Annotated in this window: 20 protein-coding genes; 17 read left to right on the top strand and 3 right to left on the bottom strand. The window is 51.5% G+C overall.

The features are described 5' to 3' along the window. The first annotated feature begins 143 nt into the window (after nucleotides 1–143). From MTP43_RS11015 to MTP43_RS10990, 6 genes are all read left to right on the top strand, one after another. A complete protein-coding gene (locus MTP43_RS11015; protein WP_249234812.1) occupies nucleotides 144–1,100 on the top strand; it encodes a hypothetical protein in 957 nt (318 codons plus the stop codon). A 13-nt stretch (nucleotides 1,101–1,113) separates the two neighbouring features. Beyond that, entirely contained in the window at nucleotides 1,114–1,713 is a 600-nt protein-coding gene (locus tag MTP43_RS11010) for a hypothetical protein (RefSeq protein WP_227615038.1), read from the top strand. 10 nt (nucleotides 1,714–1,723) lie between these two features. Then, entirely contained in the window at nucleotides 1,724–1,894 is a 171-nt protein-coding gene (locus MTP43_RS11005; RefSeq protein WP_005933602.1) for a DUF4316 domain-containing protein, read from the top strand. After that, the gene (locus MTP43_RS11000; protein WP_015560015.1) at nucleotides 1,891–2,238 is read left to right on the top strand and encodes a plasmid mobilization protein; all 348 of its coding nucleotides are present in this window, start codon (nucleotides 1,891–1,893) and stop codon (nucleotides 2,236–2,238) included. The genes MTP43_RS11005 and MTP43_RS11000 overlap by 4 nt, the downstream gene beginning before the upstream one ends. A gap of 163 nt (nucleotides 2,239–2,401) precedes the next feature. Next, a complete protein-coding gene (locus MTP43_RS10995) occupies nucleotides 2,402–2,689 on the top strand; it encodes a CD1845 family protein (protein WP_055246214.1) in 288 nt (95 codons plus the stop codon). A gap of 141 nt (nucleotides 2,690–2,830) precedes the next feature. Continuing rightward, the gene (locus MTP43_RS10990; protein ID WP_249235192.1) at nucleotides 2,831–4,177 is read left to right on the top strand and encodes a relaxase/mobilization nuclease domain-containing protein; all 1,347 of its coding nucleotides are present in this window, start codon (nucleotides 2,831–2,833) and stop codon (nucleotides 4,175–4,177) included. 202 nt (nucleotides 4,178–4,379) lie between these two features. Here the strand turns inward: MTP43_RS10990 and MTP43_RS10985 are convergent, their stop codons facing one another. Continuing rightward, nucleotides 4,380–4,742, bottom strand: coding sequence for a helix-turn-helix transcriptional regulator (locus MTP43_RS10985; RefSeq protein WP_174887867.1), 363 nt, complete (start codon nucleotides 4,740–4,742; stop codon nucleotides 4,380–4,382). A gap of 147 nt (nucleotides 4,743–4,889) precedes the next feature. Between MTP43_RS10985 and MTP43_RS10980 the strand changes: the two genes are divergently transcribed. The 11 genes from MTP43_RS10980 to MTP43_RS10930 all read left to right on the top strand — a co-directional run bounded on the left by MTP43_RS10980 (nucleotide 4,890) and on the right by MTP43_RS10930 (nucleotide 14,055). Continuing rightward, on the top strand, nucleotides 4,890–5,075 hold the full coding sequence (locus MTP43_RS10980) for a helix-turn-helix domain-containing protein (RefSeq protein ID WP_050005652.1): 186 nt from the start codon (nucleotides 4,890–4,892) through the stop codon (nucleotides 5,073–5,075). A gap of 42 nt (nucleotides 5,076–5,117) precedes the next feature. Next, nucleotides 5,118–5,792 (top strand): response regulator transcription factor, encoded by a 675-nt coding sequence (locus tag MTP43_RS10975; protein ID WP_021651273.1) that lies wholly within the window; start codon nucleotides 5,118–5,120, stop codon nucleotides 5,790–5,792. Then, entirely contained in the window at nucleotides 5,780–6,958 is a 1,179-nt protein-coding gene (locus MTP43_RS10970) for a HAMP domain-containing sensor histidine kinase (RefSeq protein WP_044961421.1), read from the top strand. The genes MTP43_RS10975 and MTP43_RS10970 overlap by 13 nt, the downstream gene beginning before the upstream one ends. Before the next feature lie 87 nt (nucleotides 6,959–7,045). After that, nucleotides 7,046–7,921: an ABC transporter ATP-binding protein gene (locus MTP43_RS10965; RefSeq protein WP_044961423.1), complete on the top strand. Its 876-nt coding sequence runs from the start codon at nucleotides 7,046–7,048 to the stop codon at nucleotides 7,919–7,921. Further along, the gene (locus MTP43_RS10960) at nucleotides 7,918–8,994 is read left to right on the top strand and encodes a hypothetical protein (protein WP_021651276.1); all 1,077 of its coding nucleotides are present in this window, start codon (nucleotides 7,918–7,920) and stop codon (nucleotides 8,992–8,994) included. Before MTP43_RS10965 ends, MTP43_RS10960 begins: the two co-directional genes overlap by 4 nt. A gap of 460 nt (nucleotides 8,995–9,454) precedes the next feature. Continuing rightward, nucleotides 9,455–9,865, top strand: a complete 411-nt coding sequence (locus MTP43_RS10955) for an RNA polymerase sigma factor (protein ID WP_118013838.1) — start codon at nucleotides 9,455–9,457, stop codon at nucleotides 9,863–9,865. Nucleotides 9,866–10,209: 344 nt separating this feature from the next. Continuing rightward, a complete protein-coding gene (locus MTP43_RS10950; RefSeq protein WP_227615037.1) occupies nucleotides 10,210–10,554 on the top strand; it encodes a recombinase family protein in 345 nt (114 codons plus the stop codon). Then, the gene (locus tag MTP43_RS10945) at nucleotides 10,544–10,744 is read left to right on the top strand and encodes a hypothetical protein (protein WP_227615036.1); all 201 of its coding nucleotides are present in this window, start codon (nucleotides 10,544–10,546) and stop codon (nucleotides 10,742–10,744) included. The genes MTP43_RS10950 and MTP43_RS10945 overlap by 11 nt, the downstream gene beginning before the upstream one ends. A gap of 123 nt (nucleotides 10,745–10,867) precedes the next feature. Continuing rightward, complete coding sequence (locus MTP43_RS10940; protein WP_054328128.1) at nucleotides 10,868–11,134, top strand: DUF6870 family protein; 267 nt, start codon at nucleotides 10,868–10,870, stop codon at nucleotides 11,132–11,134. Nucleotides 11,135–11,250: 116 nt separating this feature from the next. Continuing rightward, on the top strand, nucleotides 11,251–12,930 hold the full coding sequence (locus MTP43_RS10935; RefSeq protein ID WP_249234811.1) for a recombinase family protein: 1,680 nt from the start codon (nucleotides 11,251–11,253) through the stop codon (nucleotides 12,928–12,930). Nucleotides 12,931–13,200: 270 nt separating this feature from the next. Beyond that, complete coding sequence (locus tag MTP43_RS10930; RefSeq protein WP_097785653.1) at nucleotides 13,201–14,055, top strand: SDR family oxidoreductase; 855 nt, start codon at nucleotides 13,201–13,203, stop codon at nucleotides 14,053–14,055. Nucleotides 14,056–14,197: 142 nt separating this feature from the next. On the opposite strand, the gene MTP43_RS10925 is transcribed toward MTP43_RS10930, so the two are convergent. Further along, on the bottom strand, nucleotides 14,198–15,361 hold the full coding sequence (locus tag MTP43_RS10925; RefSeq protein WP_015537521.1) for a DUF4349 domain-containing protein: 1,164 nt from the start codon (nucleotides 15,359–15,361) through the stop codon (nucleotides 14,198–14,200). After that, nucleotides 15,348–15,842, bottom strand: a complete 495-nt coding sequence (locus tag MTP43_RS10920) for an RNA polymerase sigma factor (RefSeq protein WP_015537522.1) — start codon at nucleotides 15,840–15,842, stop codon at nucleotides 15,348–15,350. The genes MTP43_RS10925 and MTP43_RS10920 overlap by 14 nt, the downstream gene beginning before the upstream one ends. Between the last annotated feature and the right edge of the window lie 192 nt (nucleotides 15,843–16,034).

The following is a 16,034-nucleotide window of genomic DNA, read 5'->3' as shown; positions in this document are numbered from 1 at the left end:
TATCAAGGCTTTCCGGGGCCGTTTCGGTGGCCTGCCGTATCATTCTACGGTCTGGCCCCGTTTGCCCCGATGCTGTCAACATCCATACAGCGGGACTTTGGGACAATTTGTCCCGAAGTCCCTGCTTTCTGAGAGGAGGAATTATGCCGAAATATTACCCCATCAATGAGGAGACCGCCCGGCGTGCTAAAAACGCCAACAGCTTTTCCGACTATGTTCCCGGCTCCGCTACCGCCGCTTACCATGAAATGGTGGATCGGGCCTATGCCCTCGGGGAACAGCAGAAAGGGCGTGTCGATCCCATGTACCACGAAAAGATTGACGGGCTCATAGATCGCTATGCCCGCAAGCTGGCGGAGAACATTAATCAGAGCAATCTCATAGACGCCCGTGTACCCTCCATCCTCATCGCCGGAGGCTCCAACTTCCCGGTGCGGAAAAAGGAAAAGCAGAACGCCGCCCGGGATAAGAACATGGGCGAATATATGCAGATCGAGGGCCTGCTGGATAAGGTGCGCTCAACAGGTATGGGCGGGATCAGCGCAGACGATGACCGGGCTGTGGAAAAGCTGGAGGCAAAGCTGGCAGGGCTGGAGGCCATGCAGGAGGAAATGAAAACCGTCAATGCCTACTACCGCAAGCATAAAACGCTGGAGGGCTGTCCCGTCCTGTCCGCCGAGGAAATCGGAAAGCTCCAGTCCTCTATGGCATCCGACTGGCGCAAAAATCCCGTACCCTATCCGTCCTATCTGCTTACCAACAACAACGCCAACATCCGCCGCACACGCCAGCGCATTGAGGATTTGAAAAGCCAGTCGGAATATGCGGGCTGGGCCTTTCCCGGAGGGCGGGCGGAAATCAACGAAGGAGAAAACCGCTTGCAGCTCTTTTTTGAGGAAAAGCCCTCAGAGGAACAGCGGCGGGAAATGAAAAGCAACGGTTTCAAGTGGGCTCCCAGCCAGGGGGCATGGCAGAGACAGCTTACGAAAAATGCCATCTATGCGGCGGGCCGGATGGAGTTTTTACGCCCGGAGGATGGGCAGAGCCCTTACCAGCTCCAGCCCTTTGCCCGGAAAACGGAAAAGGATATGACACGATGAAGGAGGTGTATTTGTGGACAAAAATCAAGGCTATTCCATTTTGAAGGCTGTGATGCTGGAAAATGGCAGGGGCTTTGCGCTGGGGCATCATCCCACAGCCCCATCCCCCTATGTCACATGGGCCTGTTACGATGATAAGAACGGCCAGCGGCAGTATGAATGGGGACATTACGGCAACGATCTGGCCGCTATGGAACAGGATTTTTCAGACCGGGTAAAGGACTATCAGCGGCTTTACCATGTGGGGATCGTGCAGACCGAGGCCCCCGGCTTTTACAAGTATTACTCTACCCAGCGGCCTGTGGACATCGGGACATTCCCCAAACCACCCCACAATGCCCCGGATGAGATCGTCAACTATGACCGCCGCATCCCGGTGGAGGGCGGCGCATTTCTGGCATGGGGGCATCTGACTTATACGAGGCCGCTGACCGAAAAGGAGGCGTCCGACTATGAGCTCCGTCCTGCCCCCGTTATTTCTGAATTATCCCGGAAAAGCGAGGACAGGCCCCTTTCGATTGCCCGGCAGATGAAGGAGGCCGGGGCTCTGGCCGAGGCCAGCCGGGGCGATCCTGTTCACAAGAAAAAGGCCCCCGACCGGGGCGACCGATAGGAGGATTTGTATGGAAGAAAGATATAACCCGATGAAAAGTGCGGAGATCGCCACCGAGCACAATTACAATATGCTGGATGGCGTTCTCAATAACCAGGCCCCGCCCCCGGAGGAAAAGGAGCTGGATAAGGTTAAGGAACCGCCCCACAAGCGCCGAAGCCGGGAACGGGAGGAACGATGACAAAGAAACGCCGCCGCCCGATCCATCTCCATGTGATGGTGTCCGAGGAGGAGCAGGCCCTTATTCAACAGCGCATGGCCGAGGCGGGCATCCGCAATATGGGGGCCTATATGCGGAAAATGGCCCTCAATGGCTATGTGCTCCATGTTGACCTCTCGCCCGTCCGGGAGCTGGTATCGCTCCAGCGGCGGTGCTCAAACAACCTCAATCAAGTGGCGATCCAGGCCAACACCTACGGCGGGATTTATCCCGAGGAGATCGCCGCTCTGCAACGGGACTATGCCGCCCTGTGGGGGCCGCTGTCCGATCTGCTGAAAAAGCTCTCCGCATTGGTAGAACTCTGATCCTGCCGGGGAGTGGCGTATGCCGCTCCCCGGTTTTCACTACTTCGGGACAATTTGTCCCGAGGTGCTGAAAGCCGGAGGCATCCTTGTTGTCCCTCCCGGACAGAGGTATAATTATCATGTAAGGAACCATAAACCACACTTTTCAAGGAGGTATCAAGCGATGCGGATCATTCTGAAACTTTTAGCGGCCCCCTTTGTTCTGGCCCTCACGCTCCTTGTGGCAGTATTGAATTTTGCTTTTTCCTTTGCGTCATGGGTGTTCTGCGCCCTGTCCTTTCTCTGTCTGATCGGAGCCCTGTTTGCTTTATTCACGGGGGATCGCTGGGGCATACAGGGGCTTGTGATCGCCTTTGCTGTTTCGCCCTTTGGCCTGCCCGCTGTGGCGGAGTGGCTCATTGACAAGCTGGACAGTCTCAACTACTCGCTAAAGAGTTTTATCACAGGATAACGCTTTGGGACAATTTGTCCCGAAGTCCCCTGCGGCGGCTGGACGGACAGCCGCCGTTTTCTTTTGGAAGGAGGTGTGCCCACGGCTACAACTTATATCCGGCCCTACAAGGTGGCGGCTGGGAAAGGCGCTGTCCAGACAATGGAGGAACGCTTTGACTATGGGCTTAATCCGAAAAAGCTGGGAGCCCTGTCCTCATACCTCTGCGATCCGGCCACGGCTCCCGCTGAGTTTCTGCTGGTAAAGAGCCAGTACCAGGCGGAAACAGGCCGGGCCGTAGAGCGTGGAGCCCTGTTTTTTCAAATCCGGCAGGCGTTCCCGCCCGGCGAAGTGACAGCGGAGGAGGCCAACCAGATTGGCTATGAAACAGCCATGCGCTGGACGAAGGGAAAGTATCAGTTTTTTGTCTGCACCCACACAGACAAGGGCCACCTCCACAATCACATTTATTTTAATTCAACGGCCTTTGACCGCTCTCGGAAGTTCCATAATTTTATCGGCTCCAGCTTTGCCCTGCGGCGGCTCTCTGACCGGGTGTGCATTGAGCATGACCTCTCTGTGATCCAAAATCCAAAACAGCACAGCAAGGGCCGGTATCTCCATTATGGCCAGTGGATTGGGGAAAAGCCGCCCTCTGCAAAACAGCGGGTGCGGCTGGCCATCGTGGAGTCTCTGCAAAAACAGCCCGCCGATTTTCCGGCGTTTCTGAGGCTTATGGAGGAGTCCGGCTTTCTGGTAAAGCATGGCCGTGGCGGTGTGATCTCCTTCCTTGCTCCCGGGCAGGATAAGCCCACCCGCCTGCGGGCATCTACCCTCGGGGATGGTTTTGATCCCGAGGACATCCGGGCTGTGATTGCCGGGGAGCGTCCGATCCCGGAGCTCCCGCAGGAGGCTCCGGCTCCTGCCCGGCGTGTCAATCTGATTATAGACATTCAAGAGCGCATGGCACAGGGCAAGGGCCCGGCCTATGAACGGTGGGCCAAGGTTTACAATCTGAAACAGATGGCTGCTGCGCTCCAGTACCTGCGGGAAAAGGATTTGATGGACTATGACGCGCTGGCGGCCAGTACAGAAAAGGCAGTAGAGCGTTTTCACGCACTGTCCGAGGAATTGCGGCAAACGGAGGCGGAGCTGGAAAAGACCTCCGGGCTCATGGCGGCTACTGTGGACTACGCAAAAACCCGGCCTGTGTTTGATGGTTACAAAGCGGCCCGGTACAGTAAAAAGTATCTGTCGGAGCATGAGACGGAGCTTGCTACTTACCGGGCGGCCCGGGCTACTATGAATGAGCTTTTGGACGGGGCAAAATTGCCAAAGATGGCGGATATGAAAAAGTCCCGCCAGGAATTGGCGGGAAAGAAAAAAGCCCTCTATGCGGAATACCGCAAGGCCCAGGCGGATATGCGGCAGACTGTGGCGGTCAAAGCGAACATAGATCATCTGCTCGGCGTGACAGACGGGCGGGAAAATAAGGCCCAGGAGCGGTAGCGACAGGCCGCAGATAACAGGCGCATAGCGCCGGAACTTTGGGACAATTTGTCCCGAAGTCCAGCGGGTTTGGGGAGCTCCCCAACAAGCATTTTTGCGGGCCTGCGGCCAGCAAAAATTTCGGAGTGTGGCCACACCCGAATTGCTTGCCGTTTCGTGCGCTTCCGCTACATGGCGCAAAAAAACGGAGGTCACGCTTTTCTTACGCATCCTCCGTTTCTCTGGCTTTCTTAATGCCCTCGGCTGTGGCTTCTATCACGACAAGCTCTTTTTCATTCATGGAGTTTAGCAGCACATCAATGTGTTTTCTGCAAGAGCTTGACCTTGCCCCTCCGTCCGCATGAATAAACTGGTCAACTGAAACGTCAAACATAGTAATGAGTTTAACAAAAAGGTCGAAACTGGGATACTGACCTTTGTTCTCAATATTCATAATGGTACGGGAGTCACGGTCTACTAATTCCGCAACATAGGCTTGTGTCCAGCCCTTTTCTTCTCTGGCTCGTTTGAGAGCCGCTCCGAGGCCGTGAAAGTCAAACCTTCTTTCATCTTGGTTCATTCTCATATCACCCTATATCATTCTACATTTCGGGTTGAATTATGAGAATGTAATGAGATTTTACATTAAGTAGTATTTTATTTCGCATCCGTGTAGGCTCTAACTTGTATTATTCGAGGTAGAGAACTATAATATATCCTGTGGAGGTGCGAAATGGACTATATGACATTGAAAGAGGCTGCCGAAAAGTGGGGCGTGACACCTCGTAGGGTAAATTATTATTGTGCCGGAGGGCGTATCCTCGGCGCTGTGAAAATGGCCGGTGTTTGGCTGCTCCCTAAAACTGCGGAGAAGCCTATGGATGCTCGTACAAAAGACTTTCGGAAAATAGATAAATAATTGAAAAAGGATTGCTATATTTGCTGTTAGGAGGTGAGCATAATGAATGCAAAGATACTGATTGCTGACGATGAAAGCGATATTGTTTCTATGCTCGGCAGCTTTTTTGAAAGCAAGGGCTTTCGTGTCTTGCCTGCTTCCAATGGTGCAGAAGCACTAAAGCAAGTGGAAAAACAACCGGATATTATTTTGCTTGACATCAATATGCCCGGAACGGACGGGTTAGAGGTTTGCAAGCGTATCCGCGATCACATATCCTGCCCAATCCTTTTTCTGACTGCCCGAATCGAAGATACAGATAAGGTAAACGGCTTTGCTGTTGGCGGCGACGATTACATTGTGAAGCCCTTTTCACTTATGGAACTTGAAGCGCGGGTGTGCGCTCATCTGCGCCGGGAAGCGCGACACAACTTTGAAGCGCAAGTCAAGTTTTCCGGTGATTTGACGATTGACTATTCGGAACGTTGCTTGTTCTTTGGCGATAAGCGTGTCGGTCTTGCAAAAAAGGAATTTGATATTGTGGAACTGCTTTCTCAAAATCCGGGACAGGTCTTTGATAAAGAACGGATTTATGAGCGTATTTGGGGTTATGACAGCGAGGGCGACAGCAGCGTTGTGGCAGAGCATATCCGCAGGATACGAACAAAGATTGCGGCATATACAGACCGGGTATATATTGAAACAGTTTGGGGGTGCGGATATAAATGGTTAAAATAATGCGACCCGTACAAAATTTATCTCTGCGTAAAAGTCTTGTACTCTATATTGTTCTCTTTGTTATGTTCGCTCTTGCCCTATCAATTATGACTGCTTCTGTATGTGAAACTGTCGCCGATAAAATCAATGAAAAGTACCCTAATACTGGCGAAAAATACTACTTGACGAATGAACAGGGGGAACGTTTGGGAGAAGGGACTTATATTTATAAGGAGCTGCCTGTCTTGAACGAACAAGACGAACAATTGCTTGCTATATTAGATTTGTTGCCAACCGTTACACCCCCTATTTATTCTGCATTCTGTATCATAGCGGCTGCGCTATTGTTTTACAAAAATAAACTGAAAAAACCGCTTGCTGAACTGCGGGCGGCTTCTGAAAAAATAGCGAACAATGATTTGGACTTTTCAATCGACTATGACAGCAACGATGAATTGGGGCAGCTTTGCGCGTCCTTTGAAATCATGCGGACAACCCTTGCGGATAATTTCTCTAAAATGTGGCGGCAAGTTGAAGAAAGAAAAGCACTCAACGCCGCTTTTGCTCACGATTTGCGTACCCCTCTGACGGTACTAAAAGGCTATAATGAAATGCTGCAAGCCAGCGACAATTCCCAAACGAGGGAAACCGCCGCCACAATGGGAAAGCATATTTCCCGTATGGAAAACTATGTGAGCAGTATGAGCAATCTTAGGCGTATGGAAGATACGCAGCCGGATTACAAGTTGATTGACTTGCAACCGTTGGTATCTTCTTTATATGACAGCGCAAAAATCGTTTGTACGAAAAACGGAAAAGAGTTGATTTTACAAAATGACATCCCTATTTTGCAGCTATCTCTTGACAGTGCATTTATCTCACAGGTATGCAACAACTTGATTTCTAATGCTGTGCGGTATGCCCGTACTTTGGTAACAATATCTTTCGCCTTGCATGACAACGGTTTGCTGCTTTCCGTATCGGACGATGGGAATGGTTTTGATAAAGACAGCCTACAAAAAGCCGCAAATCCGTACTTCACAGGGGAAAGCAACCATTCCGAGCATTTCGGACTTGGGTTATATATTTGTAAGCTACTTTGTGAACACCATAACGGTTATCTGAGGATTGAAAATACCGAAGTGGGAGCAAAAGTTTCCGCCTTCTTCAAAACTCCTGTCTTGTAGATAAAAAATAGATATTTACCCGCTATACTCTCCATGAAAACACATGGAGAGTATTTTATTGCTCCCTATGGAGAAAGGAGCTTTTTTATGGAATTAAAGACAGTTGGACTGACAAAAAAGTTCGGTTCCAAAATCGCCGTAGACGATTTGAATATTACTCTGGCTAATGGTGTCTACGGCTTGCTGGGCGCAAATGGCGCAGGAAAAACAACGCTAATGCGGCTGCTTTGCAATATCCAAAATCCCACTTCCGGAAAAATACTGTTGAATGGGAAAAATGCTGTTGGGCTGGGTGAACGCTATCGAAGCCTCTTGGGCTACTTGCCCCAGCACTTCGGATATTACCCGGACTTTTCAGCGTTTGACTTCCTGCTATATGTTTCTGCCCTAAAAGGCTTGGACGAGAAGGCAGCGCGGAAGAAATCAAAAGAACTGCTGGAAGCGGTAGATTTATCAAAGGAAAGTAAGCACAAAATCAAAACTTTTTCGGGAGGCATGAAACAGCGTTTAGGGATTGCACAAGCCATGCTCAATGATCCCCGCATTTTGATTTTAGACGAGCCGACGGCGGGGCTTGACCCGAAAGAGCGCGTCCGTTTCCGCAATTTGATTAGTGCCTTTTCCAAAGACCGCATTGTAATCCTGTCTACGCATATTGTTTCCGATGTGGAGTTTATCGCGGAGGAAATCATTATGATGAAGTCCGGGCAAATCATTCATTTTGGAAATCCGCAGGAGATTACTTCTGAAATCAACGGTCAAGTATGGGAATGTACGGTTCCGACTGCCTATGCGGAAAAATACGCGGCTTCCTATAATACAAGCAATCTGCGGAATACCAGCGAAAACCAGACAATCCTGCGGATTGTTGGAGATCGTCCGCCGATGGAAAATGCAGTAAGGGTACAGCCTACTTTGGAAGATTTGTACCTGTTCTATTTCAAAGGAGGCTGTGAAGAATGAAAAAACTAATTTATTTTGAACTGCGGAAGATTTTTTCCAAGCGTTTATCTATGGTTACCCTTATCGGGATACTTCTATTCTCTGCTTTGCTTTCTTTTTCCACCTATCAAAACAAATACGCTTTTGACCAGAACGCCGGTGAAGGTTCCGGCAAAGCAGCAGTAGAAATCGACAAGGAAATCGCAGCAAAGTATGAAGGAATCCTGACCGATGAAAAAGTGCGACAAATGATGTCTGATTTTGCGCCGACATCAGATTTGCATGGGTTGAATGCGGCCTATATTTACCAAAACGCCATGCAATCCGCAGCCTTTTCACGATTTTCAGATCTGAACGGAAATTGGAACGGATTGAGTGTTTCCGATGTGTTCGGTAATGAAGAAATCAAAATTGGCTATGTAGATGGTTGGCTTTCAACAAGTAAAAACATGGTGCGGGTTTTTATCGCGCTTGCTCTTGCGGTTATCATCATGCTTGCTCCGATTTTCTCCGGCGAGTATGAAGGCGTTGACAATATCATATTGACAAGCAAATACGGAAAAACCAAATGTGCTACTGCAAAGGTAGTAGCTGGCATTCTCACCGCCATTCTCACCACTGCGCTGATAGTAGCTTTTAACTTATTTCTTGCGCGTGCTTTTTACGGAACGGAAGGATTGAATTGCAGTATTCTATTTGCTCCCAGCGAATATGTTGAAGCATTTATCCCTTTTAATATCACCTGTGGGACGCTGCTCAAATATCAAATCCTGTTGGCATTTACCTGTACCATCAGCGTTACAGGAATTACATTGTTGATGTCTGCAATCAGTAAAAATCAGATTGTAGCTTTGGTTGCGGCAATGGCAATTTTTCTGTTCCCGGTTTTGCTGCCGATCCCGGAAACAAATCCATTGTTCCGATTGGTCGGGCTTCTTCCTGTCTACCATGTTCTGGCTGTTTCGCTTCTATCGGTGGAACAAATGAGCAACGGTATGCTGTATGCGATATGGGCAATCCCAACGGCATTGATCTTTTTGGGAATTGGCGCTGGTTTTTCTCGCCATATATTTGCGAAGCACCAAGTTTCATAAATATGGAATAATCTGCCGCACGACGGCAAAAGAAAAAAAGCCGTCGTAAAGCAGACACATTCACACGCCCATGAAGCGGTGGCTTTGATTTTCAGAGCCGCCGTTTCTTTTCGTCTATCCTAAACCAACGACGACCTAACACCGTGTAAATCCACGGCGGCATATAGGAGGATTGCCGCCGTGTCTATTTTTGCCTTTTTTCATAGTACCCATGACCTACATCAGTTAAAAAAAGCATAGCTCCGCCTCCGGGTTATTCCGGCTATGTATGCGAAATTTGTTGGAACCTTAATTGTTATGTCATTTCATGCGTCCGTGTGGCTTCATGCCGCCCGGGCGCTTTTGTGTTCTTATGGGGCTGCTTCGGGTCATGTTGGCCCGAAGTCATTCCCCAGTGTCGCTCCCCGCCAAGCCCCGTTTCGGTCACTCATCCACCCAACACCGAAACGGAGGTTTATTTATGACTACAATCAATCTGAAGGATTTTTATTATTGGTACACACAGGATCAGTTTATCGAGGTTTCTGACGAGGTAGCCGAAGTGTTTGTGGCCGATGCCCGGCACGAAATGGCCTACCAGCGGCGGCTCTCCCGGCATAAGGCGCAGTATTCTCTGGACTGCGATGACGGGATCGAATATTCCGCCTGCCTGCATGAGCCAACGCCCCAGGAGCTTCTGGAGCGCATGGAGCTGTTCATCCGTCTGTGGAACGCACTCAACTCTTTGCCGGAGATCCAGGGCCGCAGGATTGATGCCCACATCATTCTTGGAAAGAGCATCAAGGAAATTGCCGAGGCCGAGGGCGTACATGAGGAGTCTGTCCGCCAGTCGATCAAGCGTGGCCTTGAGCGCATGAAAAAAACTTTTTGATTTTTTCATTTTCCCCACTTGGAAATGATGAAAAAATGTCTTGGTTTATGAAAGGAGATATTCTTCTTTCCGCAGATAAACAGCGGCGGCCCTGGGCATAGTCCGGGGAGCCGGGCGGCGGGTGCGCTGTGACTTTTTCTTTGGAAGAACGAGCGAACAACACCAACGCCGCAACTGGGCCGGGCCACCCCACGGCCACGATCCGGCATAGGACAGGCTGGCCGCCTGTCCCTCCGGGCCGCCCTCTTATCTGCGAGGGAACGCCGCTCTGAGTATGGTTGTCTTTGGACAGGGCAAGAAAATGGGAGCGGCGTTCCTTAAATTTCAAGCAGGAGGCAGACGATATGAAAGCGGTGCTATATTGCCGAGTAGATGGCCCTCAAACTTCTTTTGCCCTTGATGCAATTAAGGGACAACAGCTATATCTCATGGACTATGCGAAGAAAAACAACATAGAAATCGCGGGGATATATCTGGATGTGGGGTATCATGGCCGGACAATGGATCGTCCTGGCTTACAATCTGTGATCCAGACTTTGAAAGAGGGCAACGCCGATGTGATTTTGGTTGCAAATTATAACCGCTTATATCGCGGGCGTTTCCCACAGGAATTGCAGGAGCTCCCGGTTGTTTCATTGAAGGAGCAAAATCGAAAAAGAGAACGAGGAGGAAAAGAGCATGACATTTGATCCTGCGCTGTCCGCTATGATGGCCGAGCCGTGGAGCAACGGAGCCTGCCGTGGTTATGTGATTATGGCGATGGAAAACTGCGGCTTTTCCAGTGATGACATCCGCCGTATGATGGCCGAGCTCCATGAGCTGTTTGACTTTGTTTCTCTGGAGGAGGCCGAGGCCCACTATCAAAAAAGCCTTTTCTGACTTCGAGACATTGTGTCCCAAGGTGGAGTGAGGCACGAGGGCAGCATCGTTTGGGTGCTGCCCTCGTGCGTTTCCCCACGATATGCGGGAGGCGTATCCTATTTTTGATAAGGAGGTTTTACCGTGAGATTAACGGCAAAGGAACTGGAACAAATGAAAAGCGTTGACATCGGCGCAGTGGCTCCCGAGTCCCTGCCGGATGTGAGCGGTATGGCCTTTGACACCTCTCTCCCCCGGGAGGAGCGGATCGCTCTGTTTTTGCAGGCGGTAGAAAATCCATACTGCTTTTGCATCGGCGGGATCGGTGTAAAAATTGAATTTGCGGAAAGCGGGCCGTCCTTGCAGGACACGCTGACGGACTTTCTGCTCCGGCAAAAAAGCGGGCTGTAACTTCGGTTATGGCCCCTTTCTACTTCGAGACAAAGTGTCCCGAGGCGGAGGCATCCTTGTTGTCCCGCCCGGGCAGAGGTATAATATAGATGTAATGTGATAGGGAAGGAGGAACAATGGCACGAGCAAAAAACAGAGGATTGCAACAGAGTTTCTCTCCCTCTTATACCGTCCGCCGCTGGCGGCTGGGCGAATATATCCGGCTTTCCAAGGAGGACTTGAAAAAGGGAAAGGACGACAGCAACAGCGTCATCAACCAGCGTGATCTGCTCAATGACTTTTACCAGAAGCATATCGGAGAATTTGAAAGTGTTTCCGAATATGTAGACGATGGACACACAGGAACGGACGCCAACCGGGAGAATTTCCAGCGGCTCCTTTCCGATGTAATGAGCGGGAAAATCAACTGCGTGGTAGTAAAAGACCTTTCCCGTTTTGCAAGAAATTACAGTGATGCGGGAAGTCTGATTGATAACCTGTTTGTTCAGATGGGCGTTCGCTTCATCAGTCTTGCTGAAAATGTGGACAGCTATCTCAACCCGGACAGCGTTTCCAGTATTATCGTCCCGATTACAAATGTGATGAACGATCAATACTGCTACCAGACCTCAAAGAAAATTCGCCAGGTATTTGACTACAAGCGGCGCAACGGGCAGTACATCGGCGCATTTGCTCCTTATGGATATGTAAAGCACCCAAAGGACAAACACCAGTTGATCATCGATCCCGATGCCGCTGAAATCGTCAAACTTATTTTCTCTTTGTTCCTAAAAGGGACATCGAAACGGACCATCGCTTTGTATCTGAATGAACACGGCGTACCCAGCCCCTCAGCTTATAAACTGCAAAAGGGCATACCCGTTTCAACAAGAGGATATGACGATCCTATGTGGGGAGCCCGCATGATCCACTCCATTCTGACGAACCCCACCTATACCGGGGATTTGGCACAGGGCCGCAGTCGGGTAAAAAGCTATAAGGTACACGAGGTTGAAAGCGTTCCCCGTGAAGAATGGGTGGAAGTAGCTGGTACGCATGAGGCAATCATTGATTATGAAACCTTTGATAAGGTACAGGCCCTTTTACAGCGGGATACCCGTACTTCTCCAAAAGGCCGGGAAGTCCACCTGTTCAGCGGTTTTCTGAAATGTGCTGACTGCGGGCGGGCAATTACCCGGAGCGTAGGCAACAACAATAATGTGTACTATGCCTGCTCCACCTACAAGAACCGCTCTCGGACAGCCTGCACAATGCACTCAATCAAGCATAACCGTCTGGAGGCCGCTGTCCTCTTTGCGGTACAACAGCAAATCCATCTGGCTGTTTCATACTCGGAAATGATTGCCCGCATTAACACCGCCCCGGTCAAAAGGAGCCAGTCCATCCGTTTGGAAGAACTGATTGCTGCGAAAGAGCGGGAACTGGCAAAAATCAGCCGCTACAAGCAGTCCCTTTATCAAGACTGGAAAGACGGGGAAATTACCCAGCAGGACTACCGGGATATGAAAGCCGATTATGAACGACAGACCATCGCTCTTACGGATGTACTGGCCCGGCTGAACGCTGAACGGGCGGAACTGGCAAACGGTGTAAAGAGTGAGCATCCCGCATTGGTGGCCTTTACAAAACATCAAAATATCGACCAGCTTTCCCGGGAACTTCTCGTTGAGCTGATCGACCATATCAAGGTTTATGAGAATGGAAACATTAGTGTGAGATTTAAGTTTGCGGATGAATTTAGACGCATAGCAGAATACATTGAAATCAACACCACAAAACCCGCAGTAGCGGGCTAACCCCCGCTACATACCCCTTTGACAGTGTGTTTTCCTAATAGGAGCTAATCATACTGCTTTTGCTTTGGAAGAGTTAGAAGATCTTCAAGGTAAAAACGGTCATTTTTGCGATTTTGCACGATTGCGTCTGCACTGCATCCGGAGGATATCGTGTTTGTTGCCCGGCAAAAAGCGTAAAACTTTCCCATTTTATAATAAGAACGTTCTGGCAAAGACCGTCTTTTTCTGTTATACTCTAGCCAATGAATACAGCTGTAACAGGAGGATGTTATGGAAAAGAATGTACTGAACACAGATCTCACCGGCAAGGTGGCTGTCGTCACCGGCGCAAGCGGCACGCTGTGCTCCATTTTTGCCAAGGCGCTGGCCCGGGCGGGCGCAAAGGTGGCGCTGCTGGGCCGCAACATGGATAAGCTCAAGGAGCTTGCGGACGAGATCGAAGCCGAGGGCGGCACCGCCAAGGGCTACACCTGCAACGTGATGAACAAGGCCAACTGCCTGCAGGTAGCCGAGGATGTGCTGGCAGACTTTGGCCCCTGCGATATCCTTGTGAATGGTGCCGGCGGCAACAACGCCCGCGCCAATACGGACAAGGAATATTTTGAGATGGCCGATCTGGAAAGCGACACCGTCACCTTTTTTGATCTGGACGAGAGCGGCGTGGAGATGGTGTTCAACCTGAACTTCATCGGCACCCTGCTGCCCACGCAGGCATTTGCACGGCAGATGGTAGGGCGCGAGGGCTGCAACATCCTGAACATTTCCAGCATGAACGCCTACCTGCCCCTGACCAAGATCCCTGCCTACTCCGGCTCCAAGGCTGCTGTGACCAACTTTACCCAGTGGCTGGCGGTGCACTTCAGCAAGGTGGGCATCCGGGTCAACGCCATTGCCCCGGGCTTTTTTGCCAGCGAGCAGAACGCAAAGCTGCTCTTCAACGAGGACGGCACCCCCACCGACCGCACCAAAAAGATCCTTGCCGCCACCCCCATGGGACACTTTGGCGACAGTGAAAAAGATCTTGTGGGCGCACTGCTGTTTTTGCTGAACAATGATGCAGCCGGTTTCATCACCGGCATCTGCCTGCCGGTGGACGGCGGCTTCTCGGCTTATTCCGGCGTGTAATAAGTGCTGTAAAATATACAAAACCACCCCTGCCTCCCGGTGCAGCAGCCCGGCGGGACAGGGGTGGTTTTTCAACGGGGTTGAACAAAAGGCTTCCCCAGCCCGGGGGAAGCCTTTATGCGGAAAATGGATTTCTATGGGGTCACTTCTTCGGGTGCTTTTTGCGCCATGCAAGCGCCATGGCAACAGCAGCGCACGCCAGCACTGCCAGCGGCCAGACGGAGGCCAGCGCAACTACCAGCTGCTGCAAGCCATTCACAAAGTTGCCCCAGCCGGAGACAAGGGCCGTGCCGATGCGGGAGAAGAAGCCCTCGTCGGCGGGTGTGTAGGTCTGCACCTCGTTCAGGTCGATATACACGGTGCACTGCTGCACCTGATCGCTGTACCAGTCCAGCTGGCTCTGCCAACTCTCAATCTGGGACTGCACCTCGGTGAGAGAGTCCTCAATCTGCAGCAAGTCCGAAAGAGTTTCGGCCTGTGCCTGCAGCTGCTGTAAGCGGGTGCGCTGTGCCTGCAGATTAGAAAGCCGCGCGGACACGTCCATATACTGGGTGGTCACATCATCGGCCTGCTGGCTGCGATAGGTCACATTACCGGCAGCGGCCACAGCGTCCAAAAAACTCTGGTAATTGGCCTGCGGCACCCGGTAGGTCAGGCTTACGGAGCGGCTGGAACCGGTGCGCGTGTACTCGCTGCTGGATTCCAGATAGCCGCCCGCCTCGGCAAGAGCGCTGTCCAGCGCACTGCGGGCTGTTTCGTAGTCCTTGCTTTCCAGTGTCAGGTTGGCGGTGTAGATGATCTTGGCACTGTCCACCGCAGGGGCAGCAGCCTCGGTGCTGCCGGTGCCGCTGTATTCCGTTTCCAGAGAGCGGTCGTCTGCCTCCAGACTGTAATTCACCGCCTCGGGGGTGCTGTCCAGCGCGGCATGCTGGAGATCAAACCCGCCCGCTGCCACAGAAGCAGCGGAGCTGTCGGCAGAGCCTTCGGCTGCGTACAGGGTGGGCGCGCTGCTTTTTGCGCTGCCCATCCCGATGCCCAGATGCAGGGTGCTGTAACCCAGCACGCACACGGCCAGACAGGCAGCCAGCGTGCCCAGCTGCTTTACCGGGAAGTGGATGGGCTTTTTCTTCTTGGCTTCGGTGTTCAGGGGTGCTGCGGGTGCAGCGGTCTGCGGGGCAGGGGCAGCCATCATGGGTTCAGCCTTTTCCTCCGCAGTCAGGGTGTCGGTCATGGCCAGCAGTTTTGCTTTCAGATCGTCCGGGGCAGTCAGGTCATCGACCTCCATCTTATATTCATACCACCTCATCTTCGATCTCCTCCTTCAGCATCGTATGTAACTGTGCCCGTGCGCGCCGCAGCCAGCTTAGTACCGTGTTTGTGGGCACCGCCATCATCCGCCCGATCTCTGCCGCAGTGTATCCTTCGTAGTAATGCAGATAGATGGCATTGCGGTAGTTTTCCGGCAGGGTGCGGATGGCATCCAGCACGCTGCCGTCCTCCTCCAGAACATCGGGGGCGGGCAGGTTCTCGTCCAGCTCGGTGTCCTTTTGGTGGGCGGCGCGGGTCAGGTCCCGGCAGCGGTTGATGGCCACCCGCAGCAGCCATGCTTTGAGATGCTCCTCACTCTCAAAGATGCTGTTGTAGTGCAGCAGCTTTTCAAACACATCCTGCACCACATCCTCAGCATCGGCTGTGCAGCGGCAATTATGCACCGCAGTGCGGTAGACGGTGTCGCTGTAACGCTGCACCGCCAAGGTAAATACTTCGTTTCTGGTCAGCTGTCCCATTGTATAAACTCTCCTTGGATGCCCGGAAGCGGGCTTCTCGATGGAATGTTTGTGGTTCTCACGGGGACGTTCACTTGATATACGGCTCAGCATCCCCGATTATTGCAGAACAAAACCCGGTTCCTTCCATTTTTTGTGTACCGGACGCACCGGACCGCAAGGCACGTCCACGTTCTCCGACAGAGGTTGGAT

The organism is Faecalibacterium sp. IP-1-18 (assembly GCF_023347355.1).
Lineage (GTDB): Bacteria > Bacillota > Clostridia > Oscillospirales > Ruminococcaceae > Faecalibacterium > Faecalibacterium prausnitzii.
Note: the sequence above shows the minus strand (reverse complement) of the source record. Positions and strands in the feature narration are given on the sequence as shown.

Bases quoted from the DNA above. Each gene is read 5' to 3' on its own strand.
- MTP43_RS11015 (WP_249234812.1), top strand. From the start codon at position 144: ATGCCGAAATATTACCCCATCAATGAGGAGACCGCCCGGCGTGCTAAA.
- MTP43_RS11005 (WP_005933602.1), top strand. From the start codon at position 1,724: ATGGAAGAAAGATATAACCCGATGAAAAGTGCGGAGATCGCCACCGAG.
- MTP43_RS11000 (WP_015560015.1), top strand. From the start codon at position 1,891: ATGACAAAGAAACGCCGCCGCCCGATCCATCTCCATGTGATGGTGTCC.
- MTP43_RS10995 (WP_055246214.1), top strand. From the start codon at position 2,402: ATGCGGATCATTCTGAAACTTTTAGCGGCCCCCTTTGTTCTGGCCCTC.
- MTP43_RS10990 (WP_249235192.1), top strand. From the start codon at position 2,831: ATGGAGGAACGCTTTGACTATGGGCTTAATCCGAAAAAGCTGGGAGCC.
- MTP43_RS10985 (WP_174887867.1), bottom strand. From the start codon at position 4,742: ATGAGAATGAACCAAGATGAAAGAAGGTTTGACTTTCACGGCCTCGGA.
- MTP43_RS10980 (WP_050005652.1), top strand. From the start codon at position 4,890: ATGGACTATATGACATTGAAAGAGGCTGCCGAAAAGTGGGGCGTGACA.
- MTP43_RS10975 (WP_021651273.1), top strand. From the start codon at position 5,118: ATGAATGCAAAGATACTGATTGCTGACGATGAAAGCGATATTGTTTCT.
- MTP43_RS10970 (WP_044961421.1), top strand. From the start codon at position 5,780: ATGGTTAAAATAATGCGACCCGTACAAAATTTATCTCTGCGTAAAAGT.
- MTP43_RS10965 (WP_044961423.1), top strand. From the start codon at position 7,046: ATGGAATTAAAGACAGTTGGACTGACAAAAAAGTTCGGTTCCAAAATC.
- MTP43_RS10960 (WP_021651276.1), top strand. From the start codon at position 7,918: ATGAAAAAACTAATTTATTTTGAACTGCGGAAGATTTTTTCCAAGCGT.
- MTP43_RS10955 (WP_118013838.1), top strand. From the start codon at position 9,455: ATGACTACAATCAATCTGAAGGATTTTTATTATTGGTACACACAGGAT.
- MTP43_RS10950 (WP_227615037.1), top strand. From the start codon at position 10,210: ATGAAAGCGGTGCTATATTGCCGAGTAGATGGCCCTCAAACTTCTTTT.
- MTP43_RS10945 (WP_227615036.1), top strand. From the start codon at position 10,544: ATGACATTTGATCCTGCGCTGTCCGCTATGATGGCCGAGCCGTGGAGC.
- MTP43_RS10935 (WP_249234811.1), top strand. From the start codon at position 11,251: ATGGCACGAGCAAAAAACAGAGGATTGCAACAGAGTTTCTCTCCCTCT.
- MTP43_RS10930 (WP_097785653.1), top strand. From the start codon at position 13,201: ATGGAAAAGAATGTACTGAACACAGATCTCACCGGCAAGGTGGCTGTC.
- MTP43_RS10925 (WP_015537521.1), bottom strand. From the start codon at position 15,361: ATGAGGTGGTATGAATATAAGATGGAGGTCGATGACCTGACTGCCCCG.
- MTP43_RS10920 (WP_015537522.1), bottom strand. From the start codon at position 15,842: ATGGGACAGCTGACCAGAAACGAAGTATTTACCTTGGCGGTGCAGCGT.